We start from the raw sequence: 14,513 nt of genomic DNA, 5'->3' as shown, positions 1-14,513 counted from the left end.
TCCGCTCCCGACCCGACTCTCGATTCTATGACTCTAGCATACACCAAAATTCGCCATTTTCAGAGTCGTAGGGGTGCGGAATGTGAGTTATAATTATAAATACATTTTGTAACGTTCAAAAAAACGCCGCCGGCCAAAGCCGGGGCGTTGTATGGATGTGTGTTAGCGATCGATACGACAATTAGAGGGTTACTGCGTATTTTTTCGACAAAAAAAGGCTACGTTCCTGCAAACCAATGACGCCATTCTCGAACAAATCGGAATGACCTAAAACAATGGAAGCCCTACCTCTCTTCCATCCTTACGATTCCTTGATCGTGCCAGTGTGAATCAGGTACCTACATCGAATCAAACTCTAAGGGTTATGGAATTTGTAATGGCGTGGAGTAGTTTGGAGGTATAGCAATGCGATAACACACACAATTTATTCATCATAGCACGAAAGGAAATAGAAGTCAATCCTCCGAAAATATCATGCGCGCTAGGTCTATTTGTTCAGATTTTGTATAGGAACCTGTCCTACACTGTTGGTTAATCTACAATAGGGCAGCAAAACCTTATACGCTCTGAAGCGATCATGAGGAACAGCCAGCTTTCAGGAGGGTACATAATGGGCAGACGCAGATCGCCGATCATCCGGACATGTCAGTTGGAGGGATGTGGGGAACGGCATTACTCCAAAGGATTTTGCAAAAAGCATTATCACCGTGATCGAAGGCAACAAAGAAAAGAGGAAACGGTCATAACGAAGGAAACCCGGCTGGCCGGCCGGGAGCAATAGGAAATTGCGGACACAGGGTGTTGACCCGAAAGCAAAAGGGATGCTAGGATGGGACTTGTCCCTAATTCAATCATCGAATCAATCAACAATAGTTGTACATTTACATATAACGGGATCGAATTCGGGAATTGTCTCAATTGCCTGTGCCGGAACCAGAGGCGACGACTCCGGTCAAGCGGACTACCGGCAAGAAGACGGGGAGCGCTCGGCACCGCGCTAACAGGACAGCGGCAACGAGTCAGCGCCAGGGAAAGGAAATCATCATGAATCGCTCCACTTCTGTTCAAACGCTGCTGGGCGGGCTTCAGTGGCTCTTCTTTATGTTTGCCAATACGGTAGTCGTTCCTTTATCTATTGGCGTTGCCTTCGAGCTGTCCGATGCGGAGGTGGCCGCCGCGCTGCAGCGCGCGTTCATCTTGACCGGGGCGGCAAGCGCCCTGCAGGCTTTGTTCGGTCACCGCTATCCTTTGCTGGAAGGCCATTCGGGGATGTGGTGGGGGATGCTGCTCGGCATGGCGGCTTCCGCCCCATCGCTCGGCATGTCTCTTCCCGAGGTAGGCGGAGCGTTGTCGCTCGGCATCCTCACTTCCGGGGTTGTGACGTTTCTGATCGGCGCTACCGGGTTCAGCCATATTCTGGCCCGTCTGTTCGGGCCGGTCGTCACGTGCGTTTATTTATTTCTGCTCGCATTGCAGCTGACGCTGCTGTTCTTCAAGGGCATGCTGGATTACACGCCCGGTCATCCGGTATCGGTGCAAGTGATGCTCTTGTCGCTGCTCGTAGCCGTGCTCGTGATCGTAGTGCAGGCGGGGAAAGGGCCGATCCGCAATTATGCGGTACTGATCGGCATAGCGGCTGGCTGGATCGGTTATTCGCTGTGGCTGGCCTCGCCGGTGACGGAGGCGGGGGGCGGCGGCAGTTCCGCTGGGACGGGCGAAGCGGCTTCCTCGCTGTTGTCCTTGTTTCCGTGGGGGACGCCGCATCTGTCGTGGGGGATATTCTTGACGGCGTTGCTGACGGGGCTGCTGAACGCCTCTAACAATCTGGCTGCGATCCGGGGGGCCGACGAGCTGTACGCGCAGAAGGCGGCTTCGGGTCAATTCCGCCGCTCGTTTATGCTGACAGGAGGTTTTACCGTTCTGGGCGGAGCGTTTGGCTTGGTCCCGTACGCGCCGTTCACCTCGACGCTGGGCTTTTTGCAGACGACCGGACTGCTGAAACGGGCGCCGTTCCTTGCGGGATCGGCGATGTTTATCGTCATCGGACTCGTGCCGCCGCTCGGCACCCATCTGTCGGCGATGCCGCTCAGTGTGGCGCAAGCCGTCCTGTTCGTCGCTTACTGGCCGTTGTTCGGCTCCGCACTGCGGGTGGCGGCGGGACTGCCGCTTACGAACGGGATGGTGCTGCGTCTGGCCGGGCCTGTTGTGCTCGGCGTATCTTTAATGAACATTCCTGCGGAAGCTTTTTTGAACTTGCCGCCTTTTATCCGGCCGATGGTCGGCAACGGACTGTTGATGGGCGTGCTGGTGGCGGTTATCGCGGAAAATGGTTTCGTCAGAAGCGGCCGTGACGGCAGCAGTGGGGACGGCTCCCCGATCCGGCCGAAGGTGACCGATAAACGGTAGGATGGAATATGGGAAACGCGCTAGTACAAAGTCAGAGCTGACTGTGTGCCTTGGAACGGCCGAGTGAATCGCCGGTGCCGGGAGAGGACGCAGCGAACGTTTAAGCTCTGATCTCGTACGTTGTCTTCGGACAATAGCGCGTTTTTTTGGTGTTTAACGGAGCGGCCGGCCGGGTATTCATAACTAATTCCGCCGAAGAGGAGCTGAAGCGCATGAATTGGACAAGCCAAGCGAACCGCAGCCGCCTGACGAATAGGAACGATGCTCCGGATATGGAGCATATGGAGCGGACCGCGGGACCGGAGAAAGACACGTACCTCGTCTCCGTCTCGAACTTAAGCGTCGTGCGAATCGACCCGGGCACAGAGCCTATACATTCCGAATACGAGTTCACGATCGAGGCGACGGAGCAGGAGGCTGGGCGGCTGAGCCAGCTGATGGAGACGCAGCGGGCCGACGATTTCAGCACGTTCGTCCGGACGCCGATTCCGTACAAGTCGGCCGACCGGGACGAAGCGACGAAGGACTACAACGAGCAACTGCTCCGGGTTTATTCTTATTTGTATGAGCTGGGCACGCCGAGGACCCGTGACCATATCGAGCGGACGGGCCTGCTCGCCAAGCTGAGGCATCCCGACTACTCGCACCCCGGGTACAGAGACCGCTGAGCTCCCTTCTTGCCACTTCCTCCCGGCCCGTCTTCTGTGTAATTTCCTCCTATCTATTAACGTAAAATTAATATTGGGCCGCTATAATGATAGGGATGCTTTTCAGGTACAGGAGCGGGAGGGATGGAGATGAGGATCGGCGGAGCGGCGCCGGTATGGTGGAGAAGTACGTTTTTCCGCATGTCGCTGCTGCTTTGGATGAAGCTGATTGCACTTCGGTTGTTTATATATGAGAAAATCGACTGGAGCGGCGCCGCGCTGGATATGGCCTCGGTTGTCGTGCTGGCCGGACTGGTGGAGCTGTTCATGCCGCTTCGAGGCAAAAAAGCCGCCTTCTGGTCGCTCAACATCGTCGTATCGCTGATCCTGCTGTCGGCGACGCTGTATTACACCCATTTCGGATCAATCGTGACTTATACTTCGTTATACGGCTTGAAGCAGATTATGCAAGTATCGAGCAGCGTCAAGAAGTCGATGCACCCGGAAAACTTCATCTTTTTTGCGGACATGCTGCTTGCGGCGATCGCCTGGCTGATCTTCAGACGCCGCCGGCTCGACGTATGGAGCGGGTTATCGCTTCGAAAAGCTTCGATGACGGCCGTTGTCGTCGTCGCGGTAGCGATATCGGCGCTGTCGATCCGCGCCGAAGGGAAAGTCCGCAACGAGATGATCCGGGCGGAGCAGCTCGGATTTTTCAACTACCAGAGCGCCTTTGCCTGGGACAGCTGGGAGAACAGCCGGACGACCCAATTTGCCGATATCGGACAGGCGGCCGGCGTAATCGAGGCGGTGCAATCGAAATTCCCGTATCGCGGGGCCGATGCTGCCGAAGGGGTACAGCCGAAGCTGTTCGGTTCGCAAAAAGGTAAAAACCTAATCGTCGTTCAGATGGAATCGATGCAAAACTTCACAATCGGCTACGAAATCGGCGGCCGGCCGCTGACGCCCGTACTGAACGAGCTCGTCCGGGAAAGCTATCATTTTACAAACGTCTATCAGCAGATCGGTCAAGGAAACACGTCCGACGCCGAGTTTATATTCAATACGTCGCTATACCCGGCCGGCACGATTCCGATGTCGACCGGCTTCGGCAACCGCGAGCTGCCGAGCTTCCCGAAGCTGTTGAAGCAGGAAGGGTACGAGTCCGTCACGTTTCACGTCAACGATGTCCGTTTCTGGGACCGCGACAAGCTGTACCCGGCGCTCGGATTTGACCGTTACTTCGACAAGCCGTTTTTTACCGGCGATCCGTTCAATGCGTTCGGGGCATCCGACGAGGAGTTGTTCCGCACCGGAATCCGGCAGCTGGCCGAGGTGAACGAACGCGGCGTTCCGTTTTACGCCCAGTTTATAACCGCCTCCAACCATCATCCGTTTGTCGTACCGGAGGACAGAAACCAACTGCCGCTATCGTTGGAAACCTATCAGGATACGCAGGTCGGCGCTTATTTGCAGTCGGTCCATTATGCGGACTATGCGCTCGGAACGCTTATCAACGGATTGAAGGAAGCGGGACTGTGGGACAGCACGATGCTCGTCCTGTACGGCGATCATTCGGGTCTCAAGCCGCAGTACAACGATCCGGACGAAGTGTCGAGCCAACTCGGCATCCCGTATCACCCGTATGTCACCCGGTTTAACGTTCCGTTTATCGTCCGCGTGCCCGGACAGACGGAAGGAGAGTCGATCGGACAAGCCGGGGGGCAGCTGGATATGATGCCGACGGTGGCGAACCTGCTCGGCATTCCGCTCCAGGAGCGGGGGTACGTTCATTTCGGACAAGATCTGCTGAATATCGAGCGCAACGTGTTCGGGATTCGTTACTTCCTGCCGACGGGATCGTTTGTCAACGACGACATCCTGTTTATCCCGGGAGAAGGCTTCGCAGACGGTTCGGCCGTCGATCTGGATACGCTGGAGCCGGTAGCCGACCTGACTCCCTACAAGAAAGATTATTATTACGCGCTGGCGTTAATGCAGATGTCCGACGAGTATATGAAGCTGCTGCCGAGGCGGGAAGGCGCGAATTAGCGGCTCGGCCGGATCATCGACGAAGCACAAACAGACCCTTTGGACGGAAAGCGTCAGCTTCCGCCGAAGGGTCTGCATTCGTTTTTGCGCAAGTGAGCAGATGCGAAGCTTTACTCCTCCAGCAGCTTAAATCGTTCGAGATGGCTCCATAACCGTTCGCTCCGCAAAATCTCGACCTGCTTGCTCCCCATCAGATCGAAGTGGGGGAACGGCGGCCGGTTATGAATATAGCGGGGGTTCAGGCTGTAAGAGACGCACCACTCGGTTAAACGCGCCAGATCGGAGCACCCTACCTTCGTCACCGTACGCACGCCCGGGAAGCGCGGATCGAGCCAATAATGGGTCAGATACGCGATCTCGCCCCTCAATACGGTTTCCTTCCACTCGTTAAGCTGCTCCCTCGTAATTCCGAATGCCATGCCGGATTCACCCTTACCTGTTGCGTAAAAATGCGGTATTCAAGCGGAAAAGGCAGTCAGCCTTCCGCCGGCGGATACTCTGCTTTGAGCTCCTCCACGCTGCCGTAACGGGCCGTCTCGAACAAAAACTTGGCAGGACCTTTATCGGTACGGTCCTTGATGATATGACCGTAAAATTTGCCTCCGGCGGCAAATACAAACATCGATTTCCCCGGCTCCTCCAAGAGCGGATATTTCTCGATCATCACTCGGAAACACCTCCTGCCTTGATTGTTCTCCGCCGGGAGGCAAATTTCCTGCCTGGCACAGGTGTCCTAGTGGATCAGACGGCTTTCTTTCGCTTTGCGGACAACCCCCGCGCTCACGCGGTTAATCCAGTCCTTCAGCGTAATTCCGATGATCAGGAACAAGGCGGCATAAACGCCGAGCAGGCACAAATCCCGGATGGCGATGTCCCACAGCAGGCCGCCGACCGCTTCCCGCATCAGGCTGATCGCATACGTGAACGGAAGGAACGGATGGATCGCCTGGAAAAAGGCCGGGGTCACCTGTACGGGAAACGTGCCGCCGGAGCCGGCCAGCTGCAGGACGAGCAGGACGATCGCCATCGCCTTGCCGACATTGCCGAACACCGAGACGAGCGTGTAGACGATCAGCATGAATACCGAGCTGGTCACAGCGCCGAACAAGACGAACCATACCGGATTCGCCGCATACGTTCCGAGGAAAACCAAGTCTCCGATCGTGACGAGCAGCGACTGCAGCACCGCCAGCGTCCAGAAGGTCAGGAACCGTCCGAAATAAACGACATAGCCTTCCTGCGGCACGCCGGATTCGCTCCCCGCGTCGACCGACAGCAGCGATACGAGCAGCAGGGCCCCGACCCACAGCGACAAGGTGGTGAAAAACGGGGACATCGCCGAGCCGTAGTTCGGAATCGGGAACAGCCGGTTTTCATGCAGCACGGCTGGCTCGGCGAAAAACTCGCTTGTTTTGTCCGCATCCTTCCGGAGCAGACCGATCAGATCGTTCAGATTCCCTTCCCGCTCCAGCGCCCGTATCCGGTCCGCCAACCCGTGAATTTTGGCGGCGGCTGCCGGGAGGCTGTCGCTGACCGTCTGGAGCGCATTGCCGCTGGCGGCCAGTACGCTTGCGGCGTCGCTGACGAGCCGGGACACTTCGGGCAAAGCCGCATTCGCTTGCTTCAGCACGTCCAGCGCCGTCTGGGCCGATTCCCTCGTCCGGGTCAGTCCTTGCACGATCTGTGGAATCAGCTCCGTCTCGTAACGGCCCAGCAGCGAGTCCAGCGCTTCGGACGCCTGGCCGGCCCCTTGCTCCAGTTCGCTGAGCAGCGCGTCGTACGATTTGGTGCCGGAGGCGATCGCATCGCGCAGCGAATCGGTGGTGCGCTGCATTCGCCGGAACGCCTCCTGCGCTTGGCCGAGCTTGTCGGCGGCGCCGCTCAGCGGATTGCCAGCGAGGAAGCCGTTCAGCCGGTTGAACAGCGACAGCAGCACCTCGGTCGTATCGGCAGCCGCCGACAGCCGGCGGGACAGACGCTCAAGCCCGAGCTCGGGAAGGGCGGCGGATGCCGTACCGTCCCGGAACGACTGCACGAGCAGCTTGGCCGAGTCGGCCGTCGTCTTGAGCAGCTGCAGATCGTTGCCTACATCCGGACCGGCCGCCTGAATCGCTTCCGAGCCCCGCTCCAGCACGGCGCTCAGCCGGTCTGCGAGCAGCGCGCCGTCCTGCGCCAGCTGTGCGATGACGGGGAGGCGGCTTTGCACGCCGGCGGCGATCTCTTCCGCCTTGCGGACGTCCCGGGTCATCGCGGCCGCCGCTTTCTCGTTCTCCGGAATCATTGCCTCCAGCTTGAACAACGTGTCGCGGACCGTCTCGATCGTCGGTCTGCTGCTCTCCAGCTCGATCCCGATTTCGTTCATGATCCGGAAGATCGTCCCGTTCGCCGTTTTAATAAACTGGTGGTTGACCTGCTGGATAATGCCGCTTGCCCCTTTGCCCGTTATTTTCGGAGAAACGGCATTAACCTTCTCGTTGACGGTATAGACAAGCTCGGCCTTCTGCGGATTGTCTGTTACGATCGTGCCGATCTTCGCGGAGAAATCGTCCGGGATGACGATGCTGGCATAATAATCCCCGTGCTGCACACCACGCATGGCTTTGCCCTCGTTAACGAACACCCACCCGATGGCCGGGTTATTCTTTAGCGATTCGACGATCTCGTCGCCGATGCGGACCGGCTTGCCGCTGATGGCCGCTCCCTGATCGAGATTGGTGACCGCTACGACGAGTCCTCCCGTTTGTCCATACGGGTCCCATGACGCCTCGATGTTGAACCAGGCGTACAGCGAAGGAAGACAGACGAGTCCGAGCACGATGACAGCTGCCGCCCAATTGCGGGCGATGCGGCTAAGATCGGCCGTATAAATTCGGAGAATAGGCAGCATGTCCTCTCACGCCCTTCCAATATGTTCCGCTATAGTATGGGTGATCCCGGCGGAAGACATACCGGATCTGCGGACGTTAAACGCCGTCACAAAGAAAAAGCCGCGATCCGCTTGTGGCGAAAACGCAGCTGTTTGGATAGCTGATGATTCCGGGGCTCATAAGACCCGTTCAAAAAAGTCGAGCACTTCCTGCCGCATCTCCGGCGTCTCCTGGTGGCCGACGTCGTAACGGAGCAGCTTCCAGGCGTCCGCGGAGCCGATCGAGCCGTATACGGTCCGCATCTCCTTGTCGATCCGGTCGAGTCCGGCGGCCGGGGTAAGCTGGTCGAGATTGCCTGCCAGACTGAGATGATGTCTGGGCGCGATGAGTCCGTTAATTTGCGAAGCGGTAAAATGGGTAAGCAGGTCGGGCACGTAATAAAATAAGCCGTGCCGGTCCAGACCGCGATCTTCCATCAGTGCATGAAAGTCGGTCAGGCAGCAAATGTCGGCAACCGCCTTGATACGGGTGTCGAGCGCACCGAGCCACCAAGCCATCGTACTGCCCATCGACATGCCGCACGTCCCGATCCGGGAAGCGTCGATCTCCGGACGGGTCACCGCATAATCAACGGCGCGGATGGCGTCGTACAGCATCATGCCGAGCATCGAGCGGCCTTGCCAGAGCATTTCCTTGAACACCGTCGATTCGGAACGTCCGCTGCGTTCCCCGAATACCCAGGAGTCGATCGCTAGCACGGCATACCCCCGCTCCGTCAGCGCTTCCCCATAGCCGGGCTGCTGCATGTAAGGCGCAGGAGCGAGCAGCTCCTCCTTGCCGACCTGGTAAAATCCGCCGTGCGAATGGTGGTACACAATAAGCGGCGATTTCTCCCGCCCGTGCCGCGGCTGCTTCGGAAGCAGCAGGTAGGCGGGGACCGATTCGATTCCGTTCAGGTCCAGTCTGAGCTTCTCCAGCTTGTACGATCCCCGGTCTTCGGTGTGGACGGTCTCTGAGCTGATCGGGCGGCCCCGGGCCGGCAGCCTGCCGAGCAGCGAGTAAAGCTTGTTGCGGCTGCTCCGCTGTTCTGCGAGAAACGGTTCGAGCGCGTCTGTATCCATCATTCATCCCCCTCCGTTTTCTATTGTACCGGAAAGTAGGCGGATCGGAAAACCCGAATGTGTCTTTTTTTGGATGAAAAAGGTATAATGATGTAAATGGCAGCGGCAGGCGGATGCTCTGCAGAGGGGGAACCAGGGTGAAAATCAAGATCCATTTGTCGGTAAGCGGCGAGCTGGTAAAGGAAGATGAAGTCGAGATCGAGGATATCAGGCTCGAGGAGCTGACCCAGGAAGAAGTGGAGGCGGCCGCGGAAGCGGTAGTGCGCACCTGGGCCGACCGCAAGCTGAGCATCGTCTGGGAAGTCGCCGATCCGGGCCGGCCGGATACGTGACGGCCGTAACCGGCTCCGGGAACCGGCGGATGGATGATGGAGGCGGCGGAAAGTGCTTCGTGTTCTGCTTCTGAAAGCATCGTTACCGAGTATGAGAAGCAACGTGCCTTGGGCGTCAACCGGACTTGCAGAATAGGAATGAAAGAATTCGCGCCAAAAGCCTTCAACCTGCTGACTTCAGCGGAGTTGGAGGCTTTTGTTTTTGGCTGCAACCGTCCGAAAACGGCCAGGCCGTAAGGCGAAGGACGTGCAAATCTATCACGTAAATCTATCTACTAAATAATTCTATAAAATGTTTTTATAGGGGGACGGCCTTGCCGAGCTGTGTATAACTTTATTCACATTATTCGACTCGACCCCTAGACAGCTTTAGACAGTTGTCAACAATGTGCCCACAAGATATCCACAAAAACGTGTGGACAAGGGGGCGGTTGTTCAACAAGATATGCCATGATACGATATAGGCAAATAAGGAATGAGTTAAGGTGATGTGAATGAAAACGTTAAGCAACGAAGCGCTGATCGACTGTTACTTGAAGGCGACTGAACTGAAGCTCGACCGGGATTTCTTATCGCTGTTACTCGCAGAAATTAAAAGACGCAAACTAAACATTCATTTTTATGGTCAAGAAGCTCAGGCGAACTGAGCTTTTTTGTTTGTTCTCCCAGCGGGGACGGCGATGGAGCGAGCCGTTTTACGGTCCGTTTTCCCCGGATCTGCCTTTGCGGATTTTCTCATTTTTGAATTGCAGCGGACTTGCACCGGTCGATTCCTTAAACACTTTGCCGAAGTAGTGGATGTTGCAAAACCCGGTTTTTTCGGCGATTTCCGTTATCGTCCATTGACCGGTCACGAGCAGGTGCTTGGCAATATTGATTCTTGTAGCCGTCAAATAGTCGGTAAACGTGACGCCGGTCATCTGCTTGAACGTCCGGCTGAAGTGGGAAACGCTCATGTTCGCAATCCGGCTAAGCTCTGCAACCGAGAGCCGCTCGGCGAATCGCTCTTCGATATATTCGAGCACAGGACGGAGCACGTTCAGATCCGCCTCGACCGGCTGCTGCAACTGTCGCTTGTAATGGCGGAGCATAGCCGTGATCATCCGGTAAATGCACGACTTGATGGCCATCTCATAGCCGATGTCCCGCTCCGAATATTCCGTGTCGGCTGTCCGGATACAGTCCTCAAGCTCCCGCGACAACGGATGCGAGCGGCCGATGAAGCTCTGCTCACGGCTGGTGCGGGCGAACAGATTGTATATTTGTCTCGTCTCAAAGCCTTCCAGCAGGTTCGTCACGAACATCCGGTCGAAAATCATCCCCTGAATCCACGGCTTCTCGCCTTCCCCGGTTATTTGAACCGAATGAATCTGCCTGCTGTTAACATAAATAATGTCACTGGCGTTGGCGTAAAACGATTGATTGTCCAGCGTAACCAGAACCCGACCACGTACAATCCGGATAAATTCGAGATGCTCGTGCCAATGGGGCGAGACGAGATAGCGGCCTTTGGGAGTCCGTACGTTGCTCATTTTAAACGGAAATCGCTTCCCGACAGAAGGATCGTGCTTCAGCTCCATGGAAATCATCCGGATCATTCCTTCCTTTCAGTTATCGATTACTATACAGTATACCATGAGTGGCCGCCGAAGCGGCAACAAAGCACGATAGCATCAATAAACAGCATCAGCTTATATAGAACGTCCGGGCTGATCCTTAGTACGATAATAGCGCGGGCGCAGGCAGGAGCTCCGATAGGGGAGCCGCGGTGCCGGCCGTAGGCAGACCTGTACAAGGCAAGGGAGGGAAGCCGCATCACAGCGGCGAATATAATGACAAGCGATAAAATCGGGGTAGGCATTTTGGGAACGGGGAAACGCGGGGTTTATTTCGGCGGCAGCTATTTCGGCAACCACCCGGATTGCGAGATCGTCGGATTATGCGATATTAGTGAGGACAGTCTCGGCTTCGCCCGGGAGAAGCTGGGCGACATTCCGGCGACGACTTCGCTGGAGCGGTTTTTGCAACTGCCGGGTCTGGATGCCGTCATCATCTGCAGCAACGACCACGTCCATGCCGAGCATACGCTCGCCGCGCTTCGGGCGGGCAAGCACGTCTATCTCGAGAAGCCGATGGCGCAGTCGATCGAAGATTGCGACCGGATGGCGGAGGCCGGATATGCCTCGGGACGCGTCTTTATGGTCGGCCTGGAGCTTCGTTACTGCTCGCTGATGGAAGATATGAAGCGGATCATCGCATCGGGGGAAATCGGCGAGATCAAGATCGGCACGGTCATCGACAACGTATCCGTCGGCGGGACCTACTATTACCACGGGCCGAGAAGGCGCAAGGACTATGTGAAAAGCCTTATCCTCGAAAAAGGGACGCATTCCCTCGATCTGACCAACTGGCTGATCGACGCCTCGCCCGTGAAGGTGTACTGCTCCAGCGGGCTGGACGTGTTCGGGGGCGGCGCCGCGAGCGACAAACGGTGCCGGAGCTGTGACGAGACGGCTACGTGCGCTTATTACGTCGATAACCGCAAAGGGCTGGAGATGGATTACGGCGGGGTGAAGCTGAAGGACGACTTGTGTGTATACGCGGAGGAGATCGATACGCATGACAACGGACTGGTGCTGATCGATTACGACAACGGGGCCAGAATCTCTTATATGGAATGTCACTTTACCCCCGAGTATACGAGGGAGTTCATGTTCACGGGGACCAAGGGCAAGATTACCGGGTTCTACAACAACGAGCAGGATTTTAAAATAACGGTGATGAAGCGACATTCGAAGGAAGTCCAGACGTATTACCCCGAGCGCCGTTCCGGCGGCCATGGCGGTGGCGACAGCGCCATCGTGCAGACGTTCGTCGATCTGGTGAAAAAAGGAGACCCGGCGATGCCCGGCATATGGGGCGCGCGGGACAGCGCAGCGATCGCCATTGCGGCGGCCGAATCGGCCGAGAGCGGCATGCCGGTCGTCATTCCCTTCAACCAGGCGCTGCGCAAAGCCGGTGCCGTCCGGTAGGTGAGCGGGAGATACGTGTGAGAGGTGTAAGTTGCAGCGCCTTTGCCGGTCGGCAAGGCGCTTCTGTGCGTTCCGGAGAAGTGATGGAGTTGCGGCTGCCCGCTATGGGAGCGGGGAAAATAGGTAATACCGTTTATTCCGGGCCAGGCAGGGGGCGCATCGGGTACAATGAGGGGCAGGGGGATGTGCGATGATAGTCGGAAACGGGATCGTAATGGAATCGCTGCGAATCATATATCACTTCAAGAAATCTCGGCAATTGTGAAGCCGTTTAACCGGCAATCGGTCAAAGTGCTGGAAAAAGCGGGCTTCTCCTATGAAGGAAGAAGGACGTTATCCGACGAAGAAGAATATGATACGTTTGCGGCAGCTAGAGCAATTTGGATACGGCCAGAGAAGGAGGAGAAGGGATGGAAGCGGTAAAGCTTACACTTCAGGACCAATGGGGACTTCGGGACGTTCGGATTGCCGGTAAAATCGAATCCAAAGGGAGCCGTTCGATCTACATCGTGGAATGCTGTGAAGGGAAGTTTGCGCTGAAGCAGTTCGCTCCGTCGCTCCCGGAGGCAAGCATCCGGCAGTATACGCATGCTTTATTGCATATGCAAGGGCGCGGACTGAAGCTGTCGCCCTCGATCTGCACGACGATGGGGGCCGAGCTGTATGTCCGGCACGACGACACCTTCCTGTACTTGATGGAGTTCGTCGAAGGGGAGCCGCTTCGGGAAACCCCGGAAGACGAATACGATCTGGGCCAAGCTTCGGCGCTGCTGCATACGATCGCCGACTATACGCACGAGTCGGGCTTGAACGTCAAGGAGCGGATTGCCGGCATGTACGACAGGTTTCACGATTATCCGTTCAAGCGGGAATACGATCGGATCGTGGACGATTTGCCCGATTTCGAAGCGTACCGGCAATCGTTCATCCATACCGACATCGGGCCTCACAATGCGATGAGGGCGGATGACGGACGTATTGTTTTTCTTGATTTTGACGATGCCGGCTCGGGCTCTCCGCTGATCGATGCAGGATACCCGCTGATCTGCCAGTTCGTCCGTTTTCAGGAGGACGGCTCGATCCGCTTCGATTCAGCGAACGCCAAGGCGTTTTATGCCGGGTATTTGTCGCAGATGACGCTAAGCGGCCGGGAAAAGGAAATCGTCTTCGATGGAGCAGTCTTTATGCAGCTGATGTATATGCCCTGTTACGGCGACGAGGGCGTCCTGCCGATGTGGAAGCTGCTCCAGTATGCTTTGGAGCATAAGGAGGAGCTGCTGGCGTCGATATCCGGCCAGGGTTAGGCCAGGGTCGCCGGTGTCGGGGGATTGTAAGGAAGTCTGCAAGAAGCGCCTTGACCGGGCTTCCTGCAGGCTTTTTTGTTGGAGCCGGAGACGGGGCGTGCCCCGGGAGCCGCCAGTCCGGCGTGACGTGGCGGGAGAGGGGGGACTGAGCAAGCTAGCTTTCTATTGCATGCAACGGCTGAGCTAGAGGGGGCATGGACGGGCAGTGCCGGACTGGATTGGGACTGGATTGGCTGGGCGGGCTAGATGGACTATGCATGGCTGGACCTGAATGAGTGCGGGACTAGACCAACTGGATTTGATTCGGGCTGTAGGACAGGGGGCTGATCTGGACTAGATTGGGGCTGATCTGACTAGATTAGGTTGGACTGGGCTTGATTAGACTGAGCTAGGTTTGATAAGGCGGGAGCTGGGATTGGTTGGGCCAAACTGGGATTTATTGAGAGTAGGTGGTCTTGATTATGCTGAAACTGGACTAGATTGGGGATGGATTGGGCTTGAGTGGGCAGAGTTAGGTTTGATTGGAGTTGGATTGGGTCAGATTGGGGCTATACTGGACTAACTAAGATTTGATAAGAGCTCTTTGGAACTCTTATTTTGCCCGGAAACAGCTAATTTTGCGAAATAGAATATGATAGGGACTCTTATTTTCACCATATTTTGGAGACTGTCAAGTAAAAAGTGTAACCTTTGAAACCAGAGTCTAGCAACTGCCGAGCCGCGACTTGACCTGGAGCCTCTGGCGGGTCCGG

Annotated in this window: 14 protein-coding genes; 9 read left to right on the top strand and 5 right to left on the bottom strand. The window is 56.5% G+C overall.

Features of this window, described 5'->3' with window-relative positions; genetic code table 11:
* Nucleotides 1–610 precede the first annotated feature (610 nt).
* The 4 genes from IDH45_RS33305 (at nucleotide 611) to IDH45_RS33290 (ending at nucleotide 5,105) form a co-directional block, all read left to right on the top strand.
* Complete coding sequence (locus tag IDH45_RS33305; RefSeq protein WP_190932471.1) at nucleotides 611–781, top strand: hypothetical protein; 171 nt, start codon at nucleotides 611–613, stop codon at nucleotides 779–781.
* Nucleotides 782–1,044: 263 nt separating this feature from the next.
* Nucleotides 1,045–2,406, top strand: a complete 1,362-nt coding sequence (locus tag IDH45_RS33300) for a uracil/xanthine transporter (RefSeq protein WP_190932470.1) — start codon at nucleotides 1,045–1,047, stop codon at nucleotides 2,404–2,406.
* Between the two features lie 212 nt (nucleotides 2,407–2,618).
* Nucleotides 2,619–3,074 (top strand): hypothetical protein, encoded by a 456-nt coding sequence (locus IDH45_RS33295; protein ID WP_190932469.1) that lies wholly within the window; start codon nucleotides 2,619–2,621, stop codon nucleotides 3,072–3,074.
* A 123-nt stretch (nucleotides 3,075–3,197) separates the two neighbouring features.
* Nucleotides 3,198–5,105 (top strand): LTA synthase family protein, encoded by a 1,908-nt coding sequence (locus IDH45_RS33290; RefSeq protein ID WP_317891330.1) that lies wholly within the window; start codon nucleotides 3,198–3,200, stop codon nucleotides 5,103–5,105.
* Nucleotides 5,106–5,215: 110 nt separating this feature from the next.
* Here IDH45_RS33290 and IDH45_RS33285 read toward each other — a convergent pair whose 3' ends face one another.
* The 4 genes from IDH45_RS33285 to IDH45_RS33270 all read right to left on the bottom strand — a co-directional run bounded on the left by IDH45_RS33285 (nucleotide 5,216) and on the right by IDH45_RS33270 (nucleotide 9,096).
* The gene (locus IDH45_RS33285; RefSeq protein WP_190932468.1) at nucleotides 5,216–5,524 is read right to left on the bottom strand and encodes a hypothetical protein; all 309 of its coding nucleotides are present in this window, start codon (nucleotides 5,522–5,524) and stop codon (nucleotides 5,216–5,218) included.
* Between the two features lie 56 nt (nucleotides 5,525–5,580).
* Nucleotides 5,581–5,769, bottom strand: coding sequence for a hypothetical protein (locus IDH45_RS33280; protein ID WP_190932473.1), 189 nt, complete (start codon nucleotides 5,767–5,769; stop codon nucleotides 5,581–5,583).
* 69 nt (nucleotides 5,770–5,838) lie between these two features.
* Complete coding sequence (locus IDH45_RS33275) at nucleotides 5,839–7,992, bottom strand: YhgE/Pip domain-containing protein (RefSeq protein ID WP_190932467.1); 2,154 nt, start codon at nucleotides 7,990–7,992, stop codon at nucleotides 5,839–5,841.
* A 156-nt stretch (nucleotides 7,993–8,148) separates the two neighbouring features.
* Complete coding sequence (locus tag IDH45_RS33270; RefSeq protein ID WP_223837249.1) at nucleotides 8,149–9,096, bottom strand: alpha/beta hydrolase; 948 nt, start codon at nucleotides 9,094–9,096, stop codon at nucleotides 8,149–8,151.
* Between the two features lie 134 nt (nucleotides 9,097–9,230).
* Between IDH45_RS33270 and IDH45_RS33265 the strand changes: the two genes are divergently transcribed.
* The 3 genes from IDH45_RS33265 (at nucleotide 9,231) to IDH45_RS33255 (ending at nucleotide 10,072) form a co-directional block, all read left to right on the top strand.
* Entirely contained in the window at nucleotides 9,231–9,425 is a 195-nt protein-coding gene (locus IDH45_RS33265; protein ID WP_190932466.1) for a hypothetical protein, read from the top strand.
* A gap of 33 nt (nucleotides 9,426–9,458) precedes the next feature.
* Complete coding sequence (locus IDH45_RS33260) at nucleotides 9,459–9,662, top strand: hypothetical protein (RefSeq protein ID WP_190932465.1); 204 nt, start codon at nucleotides 9,459–9,461, stop codon at nucleotides 9,660–9,662.
* A 257-nt stretch (nucleotides 9,663–9,919) separates the two neighbouring features.
* Nucleotides 9,920–10,072 carry a sporulation histidine kinase inhibitor Sda gene (locus IDH45_RS33255; RefSeq protein WP_190932464.1) on the top strand — a complete coding sequence of 51 codons (153 nt, stop codon included), beginning with the start codon at nucleotides 9,920–9,922 and terminating at the stop codon, nucleotides 10,070–10,072.
* A 48-nt stretch (nucleotides 10,073–10,120) separates the two neighbouring features.
* Here IDH45_RS33255 and IDH45_RS33250 read toward each other — a convergent pair whose 3' ends face one another.
* Nucleotides 10,121–11,014, bottom strand: a complete 894-nt coding sequence (locus IDH45_RS33250) for an AraC family transcriptional regulator (protein WP_190932463.1) — start codon at nucleotides 11,012–11,014, stop codon at nucleotides 10,121–10,123.
* Nucleotides 11,015–11,257: 243 nt separating this feature from the next.
* Here IDH45_RS33250 and IDH45_RS33245 point away from each other — a divergent pair, with 243 nt between their 5' ends.
* A complete protein-coding gene (locus IDH45_RS33245) occupies nucleotides 11,258–12,457 on the top strand; it encodes a Gfo/Idh/MocA family protein (RefSeq protein WP_190932462.1) in 1,200 nt (399 codons plus the stop codon).
* 410 nt (nucleotides 12,458–12,867) lie between these two features.
* Nucleotides 12,868–13,761 carry a phosphotransferase gene (locus IDH45_RS33240; protein WP_190932461.1) on the top strand — a complete coding sequence of 298 codons (894 nt, stop codon included), beginning with the start codon at nucleotides 12,868–12,870 and terminating at the stop codon, nucleotides 13,759–13,761.
* Nucleotides 13,762–14,513 lie beyond the last annotated feature (752 nt).

Source organism: Paenibacillus oceani (genome assembly GCF_014705615.1).
In the GTDB taxonomy this organism is placed as follows: Bacteria; Bacillota; Bacilli; order Paenibacillales; family NBRC-103111; genus Paenibacillus_AB; species Paenibacillus_AB oceani.
The sequence above is the reverse complement of the archived record's forward strand: the minus strand, read 5'-3'. Positions and strand labels throughout refer to the sequence as shown.

Excerpts from the sequence above, each read along its gene's own strand:
- IDH45_RS33305 (WP_190932471.1), top strand. The coding sequence starts at position 611 with ATGGGCAGACGCAGATCGCCGATCATCCGGACATGTCAGTTGGAGGGA.
- IDH45_RS33300 (WP_190932470.1), top strand. The coding sequence starts at position 1,045 with ATGAATCGCTCCACTTCTGTTCAAACGCTGCTGGGCGGGCTTCAGTGG.
- IDH45_RS33295 (WP_190932469.1), top strand. The coding sequence starts at position 2,619 with ATGAATTGGACAAGCCAAGCGAACCGCAGCCGCCTGACGAATAGGAAC.
- IDH45_RS33290 (WP_317891330.1), top strand. The coding sequence starts at position 3,198 with ATGGAGATGAGGATCGGCGGAGCGGCGCCGGTATGGTGGAGAAGTACG.
- IDH45_RS33285 (WP_190932468.1), bottom strand. The coding sequence starts at position 5,524 with ATGGCATTCGGAATTACGAGGGAGCAGCTTAACGAGTGGAAGGAAACC.
- IDH45_RS33280 (WP_190932473.1), bottom strand. The coding sequence starts at position 5,769 with ATGATCGAGAAATATCCGCTCTTGGAGGAGCCGGGGAAATCGATGTTT.
- IDH45_RS33275 (WP_190932467.1), bottom strand. The coding sequence starts at position 7,992 with ATGCTGCCTATTCTCCGAATTTATACGGCCGATCTTAGCCGCATCGCC.
- IDH45_RS33270 (WP_223837249.1), bottom strand. The coding sequence starts at position 9,096 with ATGATGGATACAGACGCGCTCGAACCGTTTCTCGCAGAACAGCGGAGC.
- IDH45_RS33260 (WP_190932465.1), top strand. The coding sequence starts at position 9,459 with ATGATGGAGGCGGCGGAAAGTGCTTCGTGTTCTGCTTCTGAAAGCATC.
- IDH45_RS33255 (WP_190932464.1), top strand. The coding sequence starts at position 9,920 with ATGAAAACGTTAAGCAACGAAGCGCTGATCGACTGTTACTTGAAGGCG.
- IDH45_RS33250 (WP_190932463.1), bottom strand. The coding sequence starts at position 11,014 with ATGATTTCCATGGAGCTGAAGCACGATCCTTCTGTCGGGAAGCGATTT.
- IDH45_RS33245 (WP_190932462.1), top strand. The coding sequence starts at position 11,258 with ATGACAAGCGATAAAATCGGGGTAGGCATTTTGGGAACGGGGAAACGC.
- IDH45_RS33240 (WP_190932461.1), top strand. The coding sequence starts at position 12,868 with ATGGAAGCGGTAAAGCTTACACTTCAGGACCAATGGGGACTTCGGGAC.